This is a genomic window from Thalassobaculum litoreum DSM 18839 (assembly GCF_900102465.1).
GTDB classification, from domain to species: Bacteria; Pseudomonadota; Alphaproteobacteria; order Thalassobaculales; family Thalassobaculaceae; genus Thalassobaculum; species Thalassobaculum litoreum.
This window is the reverse complement of the sequence record NZ_FNBW01000012.1, coordinates 28,020-47,135: the sequence shown is the minus strand read 5'-3', so window position 1 is coordinate 47,135 and position 19,116 is coordinate 28,020. Positions and strand designations below refer to the sequence as shown.

Annotated in this window: 19 protein-coding genes; 12 read left to right on the top strand and 7 right to left on the bottom strand. The window is 68.3% G+C overall.

Annotated elements, in window-relative coordinates:
• Positions 1 to 24: 24 nt before the first annotated feature.
• From BLS34_RS18240 to atpF, 6 genes are all read left to right on the top strand, one after another.
• Positions 25 to 3,492, top strand: coding sequence for an AAA family ATPase (locus BLS34_RS18240; RefSeq protein ID WP_093152614.1), 3,468 nt, complete (start codon positions 25 to 27; stop codon positions 3,490 to 3,492).
• A gap of 202 nt (positions 3,493 to 3,694) precedes the next feature.
• Entirely contained in the window at positions 3,695 to 4,090 is a 396-nt protein-coding gene (locus BLS34_RS18235; RefSeq protein ID WP_093152612.1) for an AtpZ/AtpI family protein, read from the top strand.
• 3 nt (positions 4,091 to 4,093) lie between these two features.
• Positions 4,094 to 4,819: a F0F1 ATP synthase subunit A gene (locus tag BLS34_RS18230; protein WP_028795787.1), complete on the top strand. Its 726-nt coding sequence runs from the start codon at positions 4,094 to 4,096 to the stop codon at positions 4,817 to 4,819.
• A gap of 63 nt (positions 4,820 to 4,882) precedes the next feature.
• Positions 4,883 to 5,107 (top strand): ATP synthase subunit C family protein, encoded by a 225-nt coding sequence (locus tag BLS34_RS18225; protein WP_028795788.1) that lies wholly within the window; start codon positions 4,883 to 4,885, stop codon positions 5,105 to 5,107.
• 60 nt (positions 5,108 to 5,167) lie between these two features.
• Positions 5,168 to 5,776, top strand: a complete 609-nt coding sequence (locus BLS34_RS18220; RefSeq protein ID WP_051245062.1) for a F0F1 ATP synthase subunit B family protein — start codon at positions 5,168 to 5,170, stop codon at positions 5,774 to 5,776.
• Entirely contained in the window at positions 5,776 to 6,258 is a 483-nt protein-coding gene (gene atpF / locus BLS34_RS18215) for a F0F1 ATP synthase subunit B (RefSeq protein WP_028795790.1), read from the top strand. Before BLS34_RS18220 ends, atpF begins: the two co-directional genes overlap by 1 nt.
• 105 nt (positions 6,259 to 6,363) lie before the next feature.
• On the opposite strand, the gene BLS34_RS18210 is transcribed toward atpF, so the two are convergent.
• The 7 genes from BLS34_RS18210 to BLS34_RS18180 form a co-directional block, all read right to left on the bottom strand.
• Complete coding sequence (locus BLS34_RS18210; RefSeq protein WP_093152609.1) at positions 6,364 to 7,092, bottom strand: GntR family transcriptional regulator; 729 nt, start codon at positions 7,090 to 7,092, stop codon at positions 6,364 to 6,366.
• A 14-nt stretch (positions 7,093 to 7,106) separates the two neighbouring features.
• Positions 7,107 to 8,609 carry an FAD-dependent tricarballylate dehydrogenase TcuA gene (gene tcuA, locus BLS34_RS18205; protein WP_093152607.1) on the bottom strand — a complete coding sequence of 501 codons (1,503 nt, stop codon included), beginning with the start codon at positions 8,607 to 8,609 and terminating at the stop codon, positions 7,107 to 7,109.
• A 156-nt stretch (positions 8,610 to 8,765) separates the two neighbouring features.
• The gene (locus BLS34_RS18200) at positions 8,766 to 9,635 is read right to left on the bottom strand and encodes an ABC transporter ATP-binding protein (RefSeq protein WP_175474292.1); all 870 of its coding nucleotides are present in this window, start codon (positions 9,633 to 9,635) and stop codon (positions 8,766 to 8,768) included.
• Complete coding sequence (locus tag BLS34_RS18195) at positions 9,635 to 10,393, bottom strand: ABC transporter ATP-binding protein (RefSeq protein ID WP_093152605.1); 759 nt, start codon at positions 10,391 to 10,393, stop codon at positions 9,635 to 9,637. The genes BLS34_RS18200 and BLS34_RS18195 overlap by 1 nt, the downstream gene beginning before the upstream one ends.
• Entirely contained in the window at positions 10,390 to 11,454 is a 1,065-nt protein-coding gene (locus tag BLS34_RS18190; protein WP_028795794.1) for a branched-chain amino acid ABC transporter permease, read from the bottom strand. The genes BLS34_RS18195 and BLS34_RS18190 overlap by 4 nt, the downstream gene beginning before the upstream one ends.
• Entirely contained in the window at positions 11,451 to 12,350 is a 900-nt protein-coding gene (locus tag BLS34_RS18185) for a branched-chain amino acid ABC transporter permease (RefSeq protein WP_028795795.1), read from the bottom strand. The genes BLS34_RS18190 and BLS34_RS18185 overlap by 4 nt, the downstream gene beginning before the upstream one ends.
• Before the next feature lie 126 nt (positions 12,351 to 12,476).
• A complete protein-coding gene (locus BLS34_RS18180) occupies positions 12,477 to 13,727 on the bottom strand; it encodes an amino acid ABC transporter substrate-binding protein (protein WP_084619054.1) in 1,251 nt (416 codons plus the stop codon).
• Positions 13,728 to 13,982: 255 nt separating this feature from the next.
• Between BLS34_RS18180 and BLS34_RS18175 the strand changes: the two genes are divergently transcribed.
• The 6 genes from BLS34_RS18175 to BLS34_RS18150 all read left to right on the top strand — a co-directional run bounded on the left by BLS34_RS18175 (position 13,983) and on the right by BLS34_RS18150 (position 19,061).
• Complete coding sequence (locus tag BLS34_RS18175; protein WP_093152603.1) at positions 13,983 to 14,348, top strand: winged helix-turn-helix domain-containing protein; 366 nt, start codon at positions 13,983 to 13,985, stop codon at positions 14,346 to 14,348.
• 100 nt (positions 14,349 to 14,448) lie between these two features.
• Entirely contained in the window at positions 14,449 to 15,207 is a 759-nt protein-coding gene (modA, locus tag BLS34_RS18170; protein WP_093152600.1) for a molybdate ABC transporter substrate-binding protein, read from the top strand.
• 12 nt (positions 15,208 to 15,219) lie between these two features.
• Complete coding sequence (modB, locus tag BLS34_RS18165) at positions 15,220 to 15,903, top strand: molybdate ABC transporter permease subunit (RefSeq protein WP_093152598.1); 684 nt, start codon at positions 15,220 to 15,222, stop codon at positions 15,901 to 15,903.
• Complete coding sequence (gene modC, locus BLS34_RS18160; protein ID WP_093152596.1) at positions 15,900 to 16,997, top strand: molybdenum ABC transporter ATP-binding protein; 1,098 nt, start codon at positions 15,900 to 15,902, stop codon at positions 16,995 to 16,997. The genes modB and modC overlap by 4 nt, the downstream gene beginning before the upstream one ends.
• 166 nt (positions 16,998 to 17,163) lie before the next feature.
• On the top strand, positions 17,164 to 18,369 hold the full coding sequence (locus tag BLS34_RS18155) for a CaiB/BaiF CoA transferase family protein (RefSeq protein ID WP_093152593.1): 1,206 nt from the start codon (positions 17,164 to 17,166) through the stop codon (positions 18,367 to 18,369).
• A complete protein-coding gene (locus BLS34_RS18150; RefSeq protein WP_093152591.1) occupies positions 18,366 to 19,061 on the top strand; it encodes a glutathione S-transferase N-terminal domain-containing protein in 696 nt (231 codons plus the stop codon). Before BLS34_RS18155 ends, BLS34_RS18150 begins: the two co-directional genes overlap by 4 nt.
• Positions 19,062 to 19,116 lie beyond the last annotated feature (55 nt).

The window sequence follows — 19,116 nt, the reverse complement described above, 5'->3', positions numbered from 1 at the left end:
CCTCTCTTTCGGAGACCCACCACGGTGCATTTCAGCAAACTGCGTCTGACCGGGTTCAAGTCCTTCGTCGAGCCGACCGAGCTGCTCATCGAGGAAGGGCTTACCGGTGTGGTGGGGCCGAACGGCTGCGGCAAGTCCAACCTTGTCGAGGCGCTGCGCTGGGTCATGGGCGAGACCTCCGCCAAGCAGATGCGCGGTGGCGGCATGGAGGACGTGATCTTCGGCGGCACCGAACAGCGCCCGGCCCGCAACATGGCCGAGGTCGGGCTGTACGTCGCCAATGACGACCGCCGGGCGCCTGCCCAGTTCAATTCGGCCGACGAGCTGGAGGTGGTGCGCCGGATCGAGCGCGAGAAGGGCTCCCACTACCGGGTGAACGGTAAGGACGTCCGCGCCCGCGACGTCCAGCTCCTGTTCGCCGACGCCGCCACCGGCGCGCGCTCCGCCGGCCTGGTCAGCCAGGGCAAGATCGGCAGCATCGTGCAGGCCAAGGCGTCGGACCGCCGCGCCCTGCTGGAGGAGGCGGCGAACATCCGCGGCCTGCATACCCGGCGGCACGAGGCGGAACTGCGGCTGCGGGCGGCCGAACAGAACCTGGAACGGCTGGACGACGTGCTGAAGGCGCTGGAAGGCCAGCGCGCCGCCCTCCGGCGTCAGGCGCGGCAGGCCCAGCGCTATCGCGAGCTGAGCGAGAAGATCCGTCAGGCCGAATCCATCGTGCTGCACGCCCGCTGGACCCACACCATGGAGGAACGGCGCAAGGCCGGTGCCGCCCTGGCCGCCGCCCGCGACAAGGTGACGGCGCTGACCCAGGAGGCCGCCGCCGCCAGCGCCGCCCAGACCGATTCCGCCGCCAGCCTGCCCGGTCTGCGCCAGAGGGAGGCGGAGGCCTCGGCCGAGCTGCAGCACCTGACCGTCACCCGCAGCGAGCTGGACGCCGAGGAACGCCGGATCGCCACCGCCCGCAGCGAGGCCGAGACCCGTCTGCGCCAGATCGCCGACGACGTGACCCGCGAGAAGACGCTGGTGGAGGAGGCGGCGACCGCCCTCGCCCGGCTGACCGGCGAGCGCGACGAACTGATCGCCGCCGGCGAGGGCGAGGCGGAGGCCCAGGAGGCGAGCGGTGCCGCCCTGACCCAGGCCAACCGCGACGCCGAGGAGGCCGAGGAGGCGGTCCACAAGACGACCGAGGAGATCGCGGTCGCCGACGCCCGCCGCGCCGCCCTGGAACGCCAGTTGCGCCAGGCCGAAGAGCGGATCTCCCGGCTGGACCGTCAGCAGGCCGACCTGGCCGAGCGCCGGGCCGAGCTTATTCGACAGGCCGTGCCGGAAGCCGAGCGCACCGCCGCCGAACAGACCGTCACCGAGGCCGCTGCCGCGGCGGACGCCGCCGACGCCGGCATTCCCGCGGCCCAGGAGGCACGCGACGACGCCCAGGAGGCGGAGAAGACCGCCCGTGCCGCCGCCCGGGAAATGGACGCGGCCGTGTCGGAGCTGGAGACCGAGGCGACCGGCCTGCGCCGCCTGCTGATGCAGGCCAAGAGCGAGGCCGCGCCCATGGTCGATGCGGTCACCGTCGCCCCGGGCTATGAGACCGCCCTGGGTGCGGCGCTGGGCGACGATCTGGAGGCGCCCGCCCTCGACGCAGAGGCCCCGCCGACCGCCGGCGGCTGGCGCGAGGGTGCGGATGCGGGCGGGGCCGAGTGGCCGGCCGGCGTCGAGCCCCTGGCCCCGAAGGTGACGGCTCCCGCCGCGCTGGCCGCCCGCCTCGCCCGCACCGGCATCGCCGCCGATCCGGCCGCCGCGGCCGCAGCCCAGCCGGCCCTCGCGGCCGGCATGCGCATCGTCACCAAAGAGGGCGGCATGTGGCGCTGGGACGGGTTCGTGCAGACCCCGGGCGCGCCGAGTGCCGCCGCCATCCGCCTGGAAAGGCGCAACCGTCTGGCCGAGCTCGACCGGCAGCTCGCCGACCGCCGCGGCGCCCTGGACGTGGCCCGCTCGGAGGCCGAACACGCGGCGGCGCGGCTGGCCGAAGCCGAGGACGCGGTGGAGGCCGCGCGGCGCGCCCGCAACGCGGCCTCCGACGCCCTGTCCAAGGCGAAATCCGCCGCCGCCGAGATCGAATCCCGGGTCGCCGCCGTCGACACCAAGCTCGCCGCCCTGGACGATGGAGCCGCCCGGCTCGCCGGCGAGCGCGAGGAGGCGGTCACCGCCCAGGGTCAGGCGGCGGAAGAGCTGAAGACCCTGCCGGATGTGGAGGCCCTGCGCGCGGACTCCTCCCGGCTGCGCGCCGCCCTGTCCGAGCGCCGCGCCGAGCTGGTTGAAGCCCGTACCGAACACGACCGGTTGGTGCGCGAGGCCGAATCCCGCCGCACCCGCCTCTCGGCCACCGAAGGCGAGATCAAGTCCTGGGAGCAGCGGCGCGAGCGGGCCGACACCCGCCTGTCCGATCTCGATACGCGCCGCCAGGGCGAGGAGGCGGAGATCGCCCGCCTCGCCTCGCGGCCGCAGGAGATCGCGGCGGAACGCGAGAAGGTCGTGGCCCTGATCGAGGCGGCGGAGGCGAAGCGCCGGCAGGCGGCCGATGCCCTGGTCTCCGCCGAGAGCCGGCAGACCGAGCTGGACCGGGTCGCCCGCGAGGCCGACCGCGCCGCCGGCGAGGCGCGCGAGTCGCTGATCCGCGCCGAATCCCAGCTCGAGCAGATCAACCAGACCCTGCGCGTCGAGCGCGAGCGGATCCAGGAGCGGCTGGACTGCGCGCCGGACGAGATCCTGACCAAGGCCGGCATCGATCCGGAAGCCCCCCTGCCCGACGCCGAGCAGACCCAGCGCAGCCTGGACCGGCTGTCCGGCGAGCGCGAGGCCTTGGGCCCCGTCAACCTGCGGGCCGAGACCGAGCTGGAGGAACTGACCGAGCAGATCGAGGGCATGGAGCGCGAGCGCGACGACCTGATCGGCGCCATCCAGCGGCTGCGCAGCGCCATCGCCGCGCTGAACAAGGAGGGCCGCGAGCGCCTGCTGGCCGCCTTCAACCTGGTGAACGGCCACTTCCAGACCCTGTTCCGGCGGCTGTTCGGCGGCGGCGAGGCGCATCTGAAGCTGACCGAGGCGGAGGATCCCCTGGAGGCCGGGCTGGAGATCATGGCCAGCCCGCCGGGCAAGAAGATGCAGCACCTGTCGCTGCTGTCCGGCGGCGAGCAGGCCCTGACGGCGGCCGCCCTGGTCTTCGCGGTGTTCCTGACCAACCCCTCGCCGATCTGCGTGCTGGACGAGGTGGACGCGCCGCTGGACGACACCAACGTCGACCGGTTCTGCGCGCTGCTGCAGGACATCGTGAAGGAGACCGGCACCCGGTTCCTGATCATCACCCACCACCGGATGACCATGGCGCGCATGGACCGGCTGTTCGGCGTCACCATGGCGGAACGCGGTGTCAGCCAGCTCGTCTCCGTCGATCTGGCCCGCGCCGAGAGGCTGCGCGACGCCGGCTGAAAACCGCCGCAATATTTTTTATTTATAATCAAACGCTTGCCCGGCTTTTCGCAGTGCGGTCGCAGCCTTGACACCCCAAAGGCCCCTGCGTATGGTGGCGCCGCTTCGCTGGGGGTCCGGCAAGCACGGGATTCGTCGCGTCCATGGGTGCGCCGGGGTCCGGATCAACCGTTAGCGGAGCCCGCTCTTCCGGGTCTGGGGAATGGACGACAAGAACTCCCCTCCTTCGCTCAGCAGCCTTGCCGACCGCGTCAAGCGGGCGCGAGGCGGCGGGAAAGGGTCGCTGAACAAGGATCTGGAGCCGGGTCTTCCCAACAGCGCGATCGGTGTTGCCTTCCGCGTCGGCGTCGAGATGGTAGCCGGCGTCGTGGTGGGGGCGGCAATTGGATACGGGCTCGATCAATGGCTGGGGACTACCCCCTGGATGTTGATCGTGTTCTTCTTTCTTGGCGCCGCGGGCGGGATGATGAACGTCTACCGTGCGGCAACCGGCCAGGGTCTCTCGGTGGGCTACACCAAGGACGCGGACGGGATTGGCCCGACAGGGTCGAAGCAAGCGGACGGCGAATCGCCGGACGGCGGAAACAAAGAGGGGTAGAAGGTGGCGTCTCCGGTCGAACAATTCCAGATCAAGACCATTGGCCCGGAGCTCCATGTCGCGGGCATGGACATCTCCTTCACCAACTCGGCTCTGTTCATGATCCTGGCGACCTTCGTGGTCGGCGTGTTCCTGACCCAGTCGATGAGCGGCCGTCACCTGGTCCCGACGCGGATCCAGTCGCTGGCGGAGCTGTCCTACGAGTTCATCGCCAACATGGTGCGCGAGAATGTCGGTCCGGAAGGCCGGCCGTACTTCCCGTTCATCTTCTCGCTGTTCATGTTCATCCTGGTCGGCAATCTGCTGGGCATGATTCCGTACAGCTACACCTTCACCAGCCAGATCATCGTGACCTTCGCCATGGCGATCACGATCTTCGTGGCGATCACGATCGTCGCGCTGATCAAGCACGGCTTCCACTTCTTCACGTTCTTCTTCCCGTCGGGCGCGCCGGTCTACATGGCCCCGCTGCTGATCCCGATCGAGATCCTGTCCTACCTGTCGCGCCCGGTCAGCCTGTCGGTGCGACTGTTCGCGAACATGATGGCCGGCCACACCATGATGAAGGTGTTCGGCGGCTTCGTCGTCGCCCTCGGGGTGTTCGGCGTGGCGCCGCTGCTGGTCCTGGTCGCGCTGACCGGCTTCGAGATCCTCGTCGCCGTGCTGCAGGCCTACGTATTCACGATCCTGACCTGCATCTATCTCTACGACGCGATCCATCTGCATTGATCGGTCCCGTCGCGAGACATCAACCCTGACTCTAACCTCCCAACGAACGGAAGGATAAGACCCATGGAACTCGAAGCCGCCAAGATGATCGGAGCCGGTCTTGCCGTCATCGCCCTGATGGGTGTCGGTGTCGGTATCGGCAACATCTTCTCGACCCTGATCGCTTCGATCGCCCGTAACCCGGCGGCCCGCGGCGAAGTCTTCGGCATCGGCATTCTGGGCTTCGCCCTGACGGAAGCCGTTGCGCTGTTCGCGCTGCTGATCGCGTTCCTCATCCTGTTCACCTGATCCGGTTCGGGTGCCCGCTGTCCGGCTGGCACCCTCGACCCCCGTCAGGAGGATGACGACATGATCGCCAACAGCGTGACCCGCTGGTCTCGGCGCATCGGCCTCGCAGCCGCCATGGCGGCTGCAGCCGTGCCGTCCTGGGCGGCGACGGACGCCCAGGGTGGCGGAGGCGGCGGCCTGCCGCAGCTCGACGCCACGACCTACCCGACCCAGATCTTCTGGCTGATCGTCAGCTTTATCCTGCTCTACGTCATCATGTCGAAGGTCGCGATTCCGCGCATCTCCGACGTGCTGGAAGAGCGGCAGGAGCGGATCGAGGACGACATCGAGACCGCCGACCGCCTGCGCGGCGAGGCGGAAGCGGTGAAGGCCGAGTACGAGAAGGCTGTCGCCGACGCCCGGTCCGAGGCCCATGCCCTTGTGCGCAAGGCCATGGACGAGATCGCGGCCTCCCACGCCACGGCCGAGGCCGAGGCGGCGAAGAAGACCGCCGAGACCACCAAGGCCGCCGAGGCCCGTATCGCCGAGCAGCGGACCGAGGCTCTGGAGAGCCTGAAGTCCGTGGCCAGCGAAGCCGCCGCCGAGGCGACGGTGAAGCTGACCGGCATCAAGGTGAGCGACGCCAAGGTCGGCAAGGCGGTTGAAGCCGCGATGCAGGGAGGCGCCTGATGTTCAGCGATCCGACATTCTGGGTTGCCGTCTCCTTCGTCCTGTTCCTGGCCCTGGCCTATTGGAAGGGCTGGCGCCCGATCGTCGCCGGCCTCGACAAGCGGGCCGAGGAGATCAAGCGCAAGCTCGACGAGGCCCAGGCGCTTCGCGAGGAGGCCCAGGCCGCCAAGGCGGATTACCAGCGCCGCCAGCGCGACGCCCTGCAGGAGGCCGAGGCCATCCTGGAGCACGCCAAGACCGAATCGGTGCGGTTGCGCGAGGAGGCCGAGGCGAAGCTGGAGCAGTCTCTCGCCCGGCGCGAGCAGGTCGCCATGGAGAAGATCCAGGCCGCCGAGGCCAAGGCGCTTCAGGAAGTGCGGGCGCAGATGGTTGACCTTGCCGTCGCCGCTACCCGGCGCCTGATCGAGGACAACATGGACGCCGCGACCCAGAAGAAGCTGGTCGCCGGCGCCATCGAGGAGATCCCGACCCGCCTCCAGTAACGGAGCGGCCCGTCAGGGCACTCGGACACGACACGGATAACGGCCCGGCGGATCCCATCCCCGGGCCGTTTTCTTTTTCGGCAGCAGGTTTATTCGGCGGCAGCCCTATTCGACGTCGGCCTCGGGCTTCTGGCCGTCGAACATGAGCCGCAGGCGGGCCCGCTGGGCCTCGCGGATGTGATAGCGTGCGGCCGCCTCGGCCCGTGCCTGATCCCGCGCCTCGATCGCCTCCAGCACCTCCTGGTGCTCCTGGCGCGCGGTGCCGGACCGGCCGGTCAGCGACAGGGTGGTCATGCCCAGCAGCGCCATGGCGTCGCTTAGCACGTTCAAGGTCTTCAGCAGATAGCGGTTATGGGCGGCGCGGTAGAGCGTGCCGTGGAACTGCCGGTTATGCGTGGCCAGGGCCCTGGGGTCGCCGTCGCCCGGATCGGCGGCCATGAGGTCGCGCAGCAGGGTGATTTCGGCCTCCGAGGCATGGCGGGCGGCGAGGCCTGCCGCCGTGCCCTCCAGGACCTCGCGCATCTGGTACAGCTCCATCACCGCCTGGTGGTCCAGTTCGGCGATGATCATGCCGCGATAGGGCACGAAGGTGAGCAGCCCGTCGGCCTCCAGCCGCCGCAGCGCCTCGCGGACCGGCGTGCGGCTGACATCCAGCCGCTTCGCCATTTCGATCTCGCGGATCCGTTCGCCCGGCTTCAGCTCGCCAGCCTGGATCGCCTGCCGCAGGCGGTGGTAGGCCCACTCTCCCCGCGACTCGGTAATCGACTGCCCGGCAGCGTCACCGCCGCCGGGTTCCTTGCCTGCTTTTTCAGGCTTTTTCGGACCCCGCGCCATGGGGCGAGTATGCCTTACTCCGCGGCCTTGGCACGACCCGAAGTTGCCTCCTCGCCGGCACCGGCGCCGGCCAGCTTGCCGAACACCGCGCCGGACATCAGGCCCGTGCCGCCCGGGTAGTTGAAGTAGAACAGCCCACCGACCAGCTCGCCGGCGGCGTACAGGCCGGGAATCGGGTTCAGGTCCACATCGACCACCTGGCCGCGGTCGTCGATCCGCAGGCCGCCGAAGGTGAAGGTGATGCCGCAGGTGACCTGATAGGCCTCGAACGGCCCCTGCTCGATGCGCACCGCCCAGTTCGACTTCGGCACCGAGAGCCCCTTGGTGCCGCGGCCGTCCTTGACGTTGGGGTTGAACTCGACGTCGGTCTGGACCGCGTCGTTATAGGCCTTCACCTCGGCCAGGAAGGCGTTCTTGTCGACCCCTTCCAGCTTGCCGGCCAGTTCCTCCAGCGTCTCGCCGGTGACCTTGGTCACCTGACGGATGCGGTACTCGTCGCGCTGCAGGTGGACGGTCTGCTGGTCGAAGATCTGCCACGCCATCTGGCCCGGCTGGTTGAGGATGACCCGGCCGTATTTGGCGTAGGTGTAGTTGCGGAAGTCCGCCCCCTCGTCGACGAAGCGCTTGCCCTCGGCATTGACCATGATCGAGAACGGATAGGAGTGCTTCTGGAAGTTGTCGCCGACCGCCAGGTCGCCGAATTCCGGCGCGTTGAAGTCCCAGCCCACCGCGTGGCCACCGGACCAGTTGCCGTACGGGCAGGCCCCGATGTCGAGCGCCATGCGGATGCCGTCGCCGGTGTTGAACCGGGTGCCGCGCACCTTCGCCAGCTCCCAGCCCGGGCCCATGTAGCGGGTGCGCCATTCCGGATTGGCCTCGAAGCCACCGGCGGCCAGGACCACCGCCTTGGCGTCGATGGTCTCCACGCCGTTCGGCCCCTTCACCTTCACGCCGCTGACCTTGACGTCGTCATACTCCAGCGCCAGCGCCCGGGTGTTGTAGCGGATCTCGATGCCGTTCTTCTTGGCGGCACTCCACAGTGCGTCGACCAGTCCCGGGCCGCCGCCCCAGGCTTCCACGGTCAGGCCGCCCCAGAACTTGAACTTGCCGTCGACCTTGAACGCCTGGCGGCCCCAGATCGGCTGGAAGCGCACGCCCTTGCCCTTCATCCACATCAGCGTGTCGTAGGACGAGGTGATCAGGGTCTCGGCCAGATCCGGGTTGCAGCGGTACTGGGTGACCCGGAACATGTCGTCGAAGAACTGGTCGGAGGTGTAGGTGCCGAAATCGGTGATCGCCACTTCCTCGTCGGTGATGTCCGGCATCAGGGCGCGCAGGTCGTCCACCCCGTTGTAGACCGTGCGGATGGCGCCGGCGGTGAACCGGGTGTTGCCGCCGCCCTCGTCCTCGTCGGCACGCTCCAGCACCAGGACCGAGGCCCCGGACTCGCGCGCCGACAGGGCAGCGCAAAGTGCGGCGTTACCGGCACCGACAACGACGACATCCCATTCAGCCATGACTTCCTCTCCTTCTGCGGCGCCGACGCGCCCGGTCCGCGATACCCGGACCTTAGGTCAAACTGCTTGTATATCTTTGTATACAATCCAGTCCGGCACGCTGTCCAGCGTCGCAAACATCGGCATGCGCGGATTGTTGGGACTTCTGGCGAGGGATCAGCCGCCGAGGAAAAGACGGCCGACTTCCGGGTTCTCCAGCAGGTCGTCGCCGCGTCCGGCCAGGGCGATCTCGCCGGAGACCAGCACATAGCCCAGATCGGCGAACTCCAGACCCTTCTTGGCGTTCTGCTCGACCATGACGATGGTCTTGCCGTCGACCCGCTGCAGGTCGTTCAGGATCTCGAACACCATGTCGATGAAGCGCGGCTCCAGGCCGATGGACGGCTCGTCGACCAGCAGCACGTCGGGCTCCATCACCAGGGCCCGGCTGATCTCCAGCAGGCGCCGCTCGCCGCCGGACAGCACGCCGGCCGGCTTGTTGCGCCGGGCGGCGAGGCGGTCGTACCTGTCGAACACCCGCTCCGCCGCCGCCTTGGCCTCGGCCGGCTTGTCCTTCAGGAACCCGCCCATCAGCAGGTTCTCCTCCACGGTCATGCCGGGGAAGACCGACTTGTCCTGCAGGATGTAGGCGATGCCGGCGGAACGCAGCTTCTGCTGCGGGCTCATCCGGGTGACGTCGGTGCCGCCGACCACGATGCTGCCGGAGAAGATGTTGGTGAAGCCGAAGACCGAATGCAGCACCGTCGACTTGCCCGCCCCGTTCGGGCCGATCAGGCAGAGCGACTGGCCCTTGCCGACCCGCAGGTTGAAGTCGTGCAGGATCTGCATCTTGCCGTAGCCGGCGCGCAGATCGTTGATCTCGACGAACGGCTCGCCCACGCAGAGGGCGTCCAGCTCGGCGACGCTCGGACCCTGCTCGGCGATGGCCCGGGCCTGTCTGGTCACGTCCTCCACCGAGATCACGGTGGAGACGTCGCCGCTGCCATAGCCGCGGGTGCTGCGGTCGGTTCCGGTCTGCTCGCTCATCAATGCGCTCCCAGATAGGCGTCGACCACGCGGGGATCGTTCTGCAGCTCGTCCGGTGTCCCGGTGGCCAGCAGCTCCCCATGGGCGAGACAGGAGATCTTGCCGGCCAGGTTCATGATCACCCGCATGTTGTGCTCGATGACGAACAGGGTGACGCCGAGCTCCTCGTTGGCCCGTTTCAGCCGGTCGATCAGGCCGTTGATCAGGGTCGGGTTGATGCCCGCCGTCGGTTCGTCCAGCAGCAGGACCTTGGGTCGGTTCATCAGCGCCATGGCGAATTCGAGCAGCTTCTGCTGACCGAAGCTCAGGTCGCCGGAGATGAGGAACCGCTTCTCGTAGAGGCCGACGAATTCCAGCAGCCGCTCGGCCTCCTCGACGATCTCGCCCCGGTCGCGCAGGGCGAAGATGGCGAAGGGCGAGGTGTCCCGGTGGCTGACCGAGATCTGCATGTTGTCCATGCAGTTCATCTTCGAATAGATCCGGGTCTGCTGGAACGTCCGCAGCATACCGAGCCGGGCGATGTCCGGCACCCGCAGCTTGGAGATCTCTTTGCCCTGGAACCGGATCGAGCCGCTGTCGATCGGATGGTAGCCGACGATCGAGTTGAACAGGGTGGTCTTGCCGGAGCCGTTCGGTCCGATCAGCCCGGTGATCATGCCGTCCGGCACGTCGATGGAGATGTCGGTATTGGCCTGCACGCCGCCATAGGACTTGGAGACGCCGCGGACCTCAATGACGTTGGCGGTTTCACCGGTCATTCCGCAGCCTCCCCGGCGGCCGGCCGTGCCGCCCCGCCCCTGTCGACCGTCAGCCCGAAGGCCTCCGGCCACTTGTCCTGGGCCCAGCCGAGGATGCCCTGCTGGAAGTAGACGATGTTGATGATGATGATCGCCCCCAGCGCCACCCACTGCCAGCCGAGCAGATAGGTCCAGGTGACCTGCTTGACGATGTGGAACAGCACCGCGCCCAGCACCGGCCCCCACAGCGTCCCCTTGCCGCCGAGCAGGGCCATGGCGACCATGAAGATGCCGAAGGTGGTGGTCGGGAACGCCACCTCCAGCGGCTCGATGAAGCCGGACATGTTGCCGAAGATCGCCCCGCCCACGCCCATGAAGAACGCGGCGACGGCCCAGGCGATGGTCTTGTAGCGGTTGGTGTGGATGCCCATCGCCTCCGCCTTGTCCTCGTCGTCGCGGATCGCGTTGATGGCGAGGCCGAACTGGGTCGAGTAGAGCCAGCGCACGAACAGATGCGCGGCCAGGGTGAGCAGCCCGAGCAGGATGTAGAAGGTGAAGGGGCCGGCCGCCGGCGGACCCGGATAGACCGGCATGGAGATGCCGCCGCCGCCGCCGACATACTCCCAGCCCGACACCAGCTCGGCCACGGCGATGGCGAGGCCGAGGGTGCCGATGGCGAAATACGGCCCGCGCAGCCCGAGCATCGCCGGACCGATCAGGAGCGCGAAGATCGCGGCCGCGATCCCGCCCGCCGCCAGGCCGAGGCCGAGGCCGGTGAAGTACTGGCCCGGGGTGAAGTCGACGACGATGGCGCCGAACGAGGCGGTGTAGTCGGCGACGTCGCTGAACTGCGAGATCTGCACGATCGCCGAGGCGTACATGCCGATGCCGAAGAACACCACGTTGCCCAGCGAGTTGTAACCCATCTGCCCGCCGGTGATGTCCCAGGTCATTGCCATCAGGATCATCAGCCACATGACGGCGACGGTCTGGATGTAGTTCGGCGCGAACAGCGGCACCAGCACCGCCACGGCGATCAGAACCCCGTAGAGCTTGAGGTCGAGAGAGGCTGAGGACGTCATCGGACCACCTGGCGCACGCGGTAGAGCTGGACGAGGCGGTACATCAGCACCGCCACCAGCATGAGGACGACGGCGGCGACCGCGAACTCGGCGCCGAACACGAAGCCGGCCACGTTCTCCCAGACCCCGAGGCCGAAGCCGGTCAGGATCACGCCGGGCAGATTGCCGAGGCCGGCGGCCGTCACGATGATGAAGGCGCGGATCGAGTAGACGATCCCGTAATAGGGCTGGATCACCCAGATCATCGCCACCAGCACCCCGGCGGCGCCGCAGATCGCGGCGTTCAGCGCGTAGGTGAAGGCGTAGACCTGATCGGTGTCGATGCCGAGAACCCGGGCGGCGCGGGCGTCCTGGGCGGTGGCGCGGATCGCCTGGCCCATGCGCGACTTCTTCATGAAGATCACGATCGCCAGCGCCAGCGCCGCCGCCATCAGCAGGCTGTAGAGCCGCACGTTCTGGATGACGATGAAGGTGCCGAGCTCGAAATCGCCGAAGCCGGCATCGGCCACCTTTACCTCGGGGCCGTAGATCAGGTTCAGGATCTGCTGGATCAGCAGGCTGAGCCCGAAGGTGGCAAGCAGCGAGGTGAACATGTCGCGGTCGACCACCCGGCGGATGATCACCGCGTAGATCAGCCAGCCGAGCATGAACATGACGACGATGGCGACCGGCAGGGCGACGATCGGGTGATAACCCCAGAGCGTGGCCTGATAGGAGATGTAGCCCCCGAGGATCACCATGTCGCCCTGCGCCAGGTTCTTGACGTTCATCACGCCCCAGACCAGGGCGAGGCCATAGGCGACCAGCGCGAAGATGGCGCCGATGAACAGCCCCTGGATCACCAGGTCGACACCGAGGATCGGCACCTGGGTCAGAAGAAGGAGATTGTCGATCATGCTCTCGCTCCTGTTCCGGGACGGCGGCGCGGACGCTCGGTCTCACGCGGACCGGCGGCCCCGGTGCACGGCAACGCGAACGGCGGGAGAACGCAGGTTCTCCCGCCGTCGTCGGTCAGGGTGCGATCAATACTCGGGCTGACGCGGATAGCGCAGCTCGGCCGCCGCCCATTTGGTCGGCGCGACCACGAGATATTCGCCGTCCTGTATCTGACGCAGCACCATCGGCTTGGCGATGTTGTTGCCGGCCTCCGAGAACTTCACGCTGCCGGCGAAGGTCTGCATCTCGGTGTCCGCCAACGCGTCGCGCAGCAACTCGGTGTCGAAGGAATTGGCCCGCTCGAAGGCGTCGGCCCAGACCTGCACGGCCATGCTGGCCATGGCGGTCTGATACGGCACCGTCGAGTATTCCGGATAGGCCTTCTGGAAGTCAGAGTTGTACTGCGCCGCAGTGCCCATCAGGTCGTCCTTGTAGGCCAGCGTTTCGGACCATTGGGTCGGGCAGAGAATGCCCTCGGTCGGACCGGCCCCGAACTTGGCGGTGATGTCGGCGGCCTCGCAATGGGTCATCGCCACCATCGGCACGTCGATCTTCAGCTCCTGGATCTGCCGGGCGGCGGTCGCGGCCCCCTTGGAATGACCGGAGATGACCAGCAGGTCGGGCTTCAGCGCCTTCACCTTGGTCAGGGTCGAGGTCATGTCGGACAGGTCGCGGGGCAGCTTGTCGTCAACGACGATCTTCATGCCGAACTTCTCGGCGTCGTCGACCACGCCGGCACGCACGTCGAGCGAGAACGGATCGTTCTCGAAGGCCATGGCGATCGTCACGTCCGACGCCTTCTTGCCCTGCTTCTCCGCCACTTCGGCGGCGAGTTCGATGGCGCTGGCCAGGTACTGCTCGGAGGTGGAGAGCACCGCGAACATGTACTTGTAGCCCTGGGTGAACAGCGAGCGCGAGGCGCCCTCCGCCTCGACCATCGGGATCTTGTACTTCTCGGTCACCGGCGCGATCGCCTTGGTCAGGCCGGAGCTGTACGGGCCAAGCATGAACTTGACGCCGTCCTGGTTGATCAGCCGCTCGGCCAGTTCAGCGCCGCGGGCCGGGGTCGACTCGTCGTCGTAGTAGACGACCTTCAGCTTGTAGGACTTGCCGTCGACGGTGACACCGCCGGTCTCGTTGATCTTGTCGACCGCGAAATCGTAGCCCTTCTGGGCATGCACACCGTTGGTCGCGTATTTGCCGGTCAGCGAGATCGCCGCACCAAGGATGATGGTGTCGCCCTCGACCTTGGCCTGCGCCGTGGCGGCCATGCCGAGAGCTGCGACACCAGCGACCGCAGCGGTCATGGTGCGCAGATGCTTGCGCGTGATGATCATGGAACTGCCTCCCTTAGCTTCGTTCCTTATGTCGGTTCGCGGCCGTTTGCCGGTCCTGCGAACCCGCCCGCCTGTTCTGATGCCGACGGTGCGATGTACGAAACACTAGAAAATCCCCACCCCGCTGGGAAGGAGTTTTGAAATATTTAATCCATCTATATGGATTCAAAGGATTTAATATTACCGCCCAAGGACCGTATACGATGCATTCACGCCGCGCTGCCCAAGGCGTTTGAGACCGGCTAAGCTCCCGCCATGCGTCCCTGGAACCAAACTCTCGGCCCCCGCCTCAGGGTGGTCATCGCCCCGAACGTCGCCGTCGGCCCCGGCAAGGCGGACCTGCTGCAGGGCGTCGTCGAAACCGGATCCATCGCCGCGGCCGGGCGCCGTCTCGGCATGAGCTACAAGCGCGCCTGGGTCCTGGTGGAAGGGATGAAGGAGGATTTCGGCACCCCGCTGGTGACCACGACCCGCGGCGGATCGGCCCGCGGCGGCGCCGAGCTGACCGAGCTTGGCCAGACCGTGCTGGACCTCTACCGGCGCATGGAGGACCAGGCCGCCGCGGCCACCAAGTCCGAACTGGCGGAGCTGCAACGCCTGCTCGCGCTCCAGAAGGAATGAGCCCTCCGATGGAACGGGCGCCGGCCGCCGAACGCCGGTTGACCGGGGTCTCGCGACGTGACACCGTCCCGATATGTTCAATTAGACATATCGGACTTCGATGTCCACGCTGAGCCGCCTCGCCCAGGTATTGCTTCTCGCCCTGCTTCTCGTCGCCGCGGCGGCCGCCGCGCGGGCCGGCGATGTGCGGGTCGCGGTCGCCGCCAATTTCACCGACGCGGCCAAGGAGATCGGCGCCGCCTTCGACACGGCGACCGGGCATCACGCGGTCTTCAGCTTCGCCTCCACCGGCCAGCTCTTCGCCCAGATCACCGGCGGCGCACCCTTCGACATCTTCCTCGCCGCCGACCAGACCCGCCCGCAGCGCGCGGTCGCCGAGGGTATGGGCGACCCCGATCACCTGTTCACCTACGCCAAGGGGCGGCTCGCGCTGTACAGCCGAGAGACGGGGCTGGTCACCGGCCCCGAGACCCTGGACGGCGACGGCCTCGGCAGGCTCGCCATCGCCAACCCGCAGACCGCGCCCTACGGTGCGGCGGCGATGCAGGTGCTGACCCATCTCGGCAAGCGCGACCGGTTCGCGGAGGATCTGGTGCAGGGCGCCAACATCGCCCAGACCTATCAGTTCGTCGCCACGGGAAACGCCCGGCTCGGCTTGGTCGCCGCCTCGCAGGTCGCCGGCCATGACGACGGCTCGCGCTGGATGGTGCCGGATCACCTGCACGACCCGATCGCCCAGGACGCGGTGCTGCTGAAATCGGCGGCCGACCGCGACGCCGCCCTCGCCTTCATGGCCTTCCTGAAGGGCCCGCAGGCCCTGGCGATCCTCGACAAATACGGCTACGCGCCGGGCGGTTGAGGGAAGCGCCCCATGCCCGACTTCGCCGAGCTCTGGTCCCCGGTCCGCCTGACCCTGATCCTGGCGGCGGTGACCACCCTGGTCCTGCTGGTGGTCGCCACGCCGATCGCCTGGTGGCTCGCCCGGTCGCCGGCCCGCTGGAAGGAGGCGGTGGCCGCGATCGTCGCCCTGCCCCTGGTGCTGCCGCCGACGGTGCTCGGTTTCTACCTGCTGATTCTGCTCGGTCCCGACGGGCCGGGCGGCTGGATCGCGTCGCTGGGCGGCGCCCGGTCGCTCGCCTTCACCTTCACCGGGCTGGTGATCGGCTCGGTCGTCTACTCGCTGCCCTTCGTCGTCCAGCCGATCCGCAACGCCTTCGAGGCGATGGGCGACCGGCCGCTCGAGGTCGCCGCGACCCTGCGGGCCGGGCCGTGGGACGCGTTCTGGAGCGTGGCGGTGCCGCTGGCCCGGCGCGGCTTCCTGACCGGCGCGGTGCTCGGCTTCGCCCATACCATGGGCGAGTTCGGGGTGATCCTGATGATCGGCGGCAACATTCCCGGCGAGACCCGCGTGCTGTCGATCGCCATCTACGACTACGTGGAGACCCTGCGCTGGACCGAGGCACATCTGTTGGCGGGCGGCATGGTGGCCTTCGCCTTCACCGTGATCCTGGCCATGCTGGTGCTGGAGAAGCGCATCGGGCGGGCGCGGCCATGACCTCTCTGTCCGACCGCATCGACGCGCGGTTCGCCGGCACTATGGGCGGGTTCTCCCTGGACGTCGCCTTCACCGCCCCGATGCAGGGCATCACCGCCCTGTTCGGACCCTCCGGCTCGGGCAAGACGACGGTCCTGCGGGCCATGGCCGGACTGGCCCGGCTGTCCGGCCGCCTCGCCGTCGGCGACGAGACCTGGCAGGACGACGCGGCCGGCCTCCGCGTCCCGCCCCACCGGCGCGCGGTCGGCTACGTGTTCCAGGAGGCGAGCCTGTTCCCGCATCTCTCGGTGCGGCGCAACCTGCTCTACGGCGCCCGCCGCGCCGCTGATCAGACGCCGGTGATCGGCTTCGACGAGGCCGTCGCCCTGCTCGGCCTGGAGCGGTTGCTGGAGCGCGGACCGGACCGGCTGTCCGGCGGCGAGCGCCAGCGCGTCGCCATCGGCCGGGCGCTGCTGTCGGCCCCGCGCCTGCTGCTGATGGACGAGCCGCTCTCCGCCCTGGACGAGGCGTCGCGGGCCGACATCCTCACAACGTTCGAGCGGCTGCACGACGCGCTGCCGATCCCCGCGATCTACGTGAGCCACGACCTTGCCGAAGTGAGCAGGTTGGCCGACCGCATGGTGATGCTCTCCGCCGGAAAGGTGATCGCCGAGGGCGATGTCGGATCGATCCTGGAGCGGCTGGATCTGGAGCCGGCCACCGGCAGGTTCGAGGCCGGGGTGCTGCTGACGGCCACCGTGACCGGACACGACACCGGCTATCAGCTCACCCGCCTCGACCTCGCCGGCCAGCCGGTGTCGATCCCCCGGGTCGAGGTGGCCGTCGGCGAACGGGTGCGCCTGCGGATCCGGGCCCGCGACGTGGCGCTGGCGACCCGGCCGCCGGAGGGGATCAGCATCCGCAACCGGCTGTCCGGCCACATCGTCGAGATCGCCGCAGCCGAGGATGCACCCTATGCCGAGACCCTGGTGGAGATCCCCGGCGGCGTGCGCCTGCGATCCAGGGTCACGCGGGAGTCGGTCGCCGAGCTCGGCCTCACGCCCGGTACTCCGGTCTTTGCCCTGGTGAAGACCATCTCGTTCGACGGGCGGTAGCCGCCTTGCCGAAACAGACCCAATCGACGCTTCGATTAATTCTATTTCGCGAATAGCTCTTCCGCGCCTTCTCGGTACCCGTTCATGGGCCGCAGTGGTTGACTCCGCGCGCCTGCACACGACCTTGCATCCACGCAGGAGGGCAACACGGGGGAGACCGCACGCCATGGCCGGACCGCTCAAAGGCTTCCGCATCATCGACCTGACCAACGTGGTCTCCGGCCCGCTCGGCACCATGATGCTGGCCGACCAGGGGGCCGAGGTGATCAAGATCGAGCACCCGGCCGGCGGCGACTTCACCCGCGCCATGGCCAACCGGCGCGGCGGTTTCTCCGCATCGTTCCTGAACAACAACCGCTCCAAGAAGTCGGTCGCCCTCAACCTGAAGGACCCGCGCGGCGTGGCGGCGGTGCTGAAGCTGGCGGCCACCGCGGATGCCTTCGTGCAGAACTTCCGCCCCGGGGTGGTCGACCGCATGGGCCTGGGCGAGGCGGCGGTGCGGGCGGCGAACCCCTCCATCGTCTACTGCTCGATCAGCGGCTTCGGCGACAAAGGCCCCTATGCCGACAAGCCGGTCTACGACCCGCTGGTCCAGGCGCTGTCGGGCCTGACCTCGATCCAGGGCGGGTCGGACGACGCCCGTCCGCGGCTCGTGCGCACGATCATCCCGGACAAGCTGACCGGCTATACCTCAGCCCAGGCGATCACCGCCGGCCTGCTGAAGCGCGAGCGCACCGGCGAGGGCCAGCACGTGAAGGTCTCCATGCTGGACAGCGTGATCGACTTCCTGTGGCACTCCGACATGGGAAGCCAGACCTTCGTCGGCGGCGAGTTCGCCCAGGAGAAGGCGGCCAGCTTCATCGACCTGATCTACGAGACCACCGACGGCCACATCACCGTGGCGGTGAACACCGACAAGCAGTGGAAATCGCTGACCGCCGCCCTGGAAAGACCCGAATGGCTGGAGGACCCGCGCTTCCTCACCCCGGCCCTGCGGCACGAGAACATCGACGACCGGCTCACCCTGACCCAGGAGGTGCTGGCGACCGACAGCTCGGCCCATTGGCTGGAACGGCTGGAGACCCATGACGTGCCCTGCGCGCCGGTGCTGACCCGCTCGGCCATGATCGACCATCCGCAGATCCGGGCGACCGGCATCGTGGTCGAGCTCGACCACCCCCAGGCCGGCAAGGTGCGTCAGGCTCGCCCGGCGGCGACCTTCTCGGTCAGCGAGCCGGACCTGTCCCACGGCGCGCCGGTCCTCGGTGCCGATACCGACGCGCTACTGGCCTCCGCCGGTTTCACGGCCGACGAGATCGCCGCCCTGCGCGCCGACGGGGTGGCCGGCACCAAGGAGGAGGACGCGGCATGATCGACTTCTACTACTGGCCCACGCCGAACGGCTGGAAGGTCGCGATCCTGCTGGAGGAGTTGGGGACCGACTACAAGCTGATCCCGCTGAACATCTCCAAGGGCGACCAGTTCACGCCGGAATTCCTGGCGATCAGCCCGAACAACCGGATGCCGGCCATCGTCGACCATGGGACGGAGGGAGACCCGGTCTCCGTCTTCGAGTCCGGGGCGATCATGCACTACCTGGCGCGCAAGACCGGGCGCTTCATCCCCACCGATCCGGTGGGCGAGAAGGAAGTGCTGGAATGGCTGTTCTGGCAGACCGGCAACCAGGGTCCGATGGCCGGCCAGCTCAGCCATTTCGTAAACTACGCGCCGGAGGACGTGCCCTACGCCAAGACCCGGTATCTCAACGAATACGACCGTTGCGTCTCCGTCCTGGAACGCCGGCTGGAGGGGCGGGAGTGGATCGTCGGCGACAGCTACACCATCGCCGACATGATCTGCTGGCCCTGGGTCCTGATCGCCAAGCCGCTGGGGGCCTTGCTGGAGGCCTATCCGAACGTGAGCCGCTGGCGGGCGGCGATCAAGGACCGGCCCGCCGTGCAGCGGGCGGTCGATCTGGGCAAGGAGTTCCGCCGCTCCGCCCCGCCCGACGACGCCGAGCGCAAGATCCTCTTCACCCAGAGCGGCGCGAGCGTGAAGCGGTAGGTCCCCCTCCACCGCCAAACCGTCACCACCATCAGCTACGATCGGTTGCCAACGC

Coding starts and splice junctions, on each gene's coding strand:
- BLS34_RS18185 (WP_028795795.1), bottom strand. CDS start 12,350: ATGATCGACAATCTCCTTCTTCTGACCCAGGTGCCGATCCTCGGTGTC.
- BLS34_RS18210 (WP_093152609.1), bottom strand. CDS start 7,092: ATGGCGCGGGGTCCGAAAAAGCCTGAAAAAGCAGGCAAGGAACCCGGC.
- BLS34_RS18225 (WP_028795788.1), top strand. CDS start 4,883: ATGGAACTCGAAGCCGCCAAGATGATCGGAGCCGGTCTTGCCGTCATC.
- modB (WP_093152598.1), top strand. CDS start 15,220: ATGCCCGACTTCGCCGAGCTCTGGTCCCCGGTCCGCCTGACCCTGATC.
- modC (WP_093152596.1), top strand. CDS start 15,900: ATGACCTCTCTGTCCGACCGCATCGACGCGCGGTTCGCCGGCACTATG.
- BLS34_RS18190 (WP_028795794.1), bottom strand. CDS start 11,454: ATGACGTCCTCAGCCTCTCTCGACCTCAAGCTCTACGGGGTTCTGATC.
- BLS34_RS18220 (WP_051245062.1), top strand. CDS start 5,168: ATGATCGCCAACAGCGTGACCCGCTGGTCTCGGCGCATCGGCCTCGCA.
- BLS34_RS18175 (WP_093152603.1), top strand. CDS start 13,983: ATGCGTCCCTGGAACCAAACTCTCGGCCCCCGCCTCAGGGTGGTCATC.
- tcuA (WP_093152607.1), bottom strand. CDS start 8,609: ATGGCTGAATGGGATGTCGTCGTTGTCGGTGCCGGTAACGCCGCACTT.
- BLS34_RS18155 (WP_093152593.1), top strand. CDS start 17,164: ATGGCCGGACCGCTCAAAGGCTTCCGCATCATCGACCTGACCAACGTG.
- BLS34_RS18235 (WP_093152612.1), top strand. CDS start 3,695: ATGGACGACAAGAACTCCCCTCCTTCGCTCAGCAGCCTTGCCGACCGC.
- atpF (WP_028795790.1), top strand. CDS start 5,776: ATGTTCAGCGATCCGACATTCTGGGTTGCCGTCTCCTTCGTCCTGTTC.
- modA (WP_093152600.1), top strand. CDS start 14,449: ATGTCCACGCTGAGCCGCCTCGCCCAGGTATTGCTTCTCGCCCTGCTT.
- BLS34_RS18200 (WP_175474292.1), bottom strand. CDS start 9,635: ATGAGCGAGCAGACCGGAACCGACCGCAGCACCCGCGGCTATGGCAGC.
- BLS34_RS18180 (WP_084619054.1), bottom strand. CDS start 13,727: ATGATCATCACGCGCAAGCATCTGCGCACCATGACCGCTGCGGTCGCT.
- BLS34_RS18195 (WP_093152605.1), bottom strand. CDS start 10,393: ATGACCGGTGAAACCGCCAACGTCATTGAGGTCCGCGGCGTCTCCAAG.
- BLS34_RS18150 (WP_093152591.1), top strand. CDS start 18,366: ATGATCGACTTCTACTACTGGCCCACGCCGAACGGCTGGAAGGTCGCG.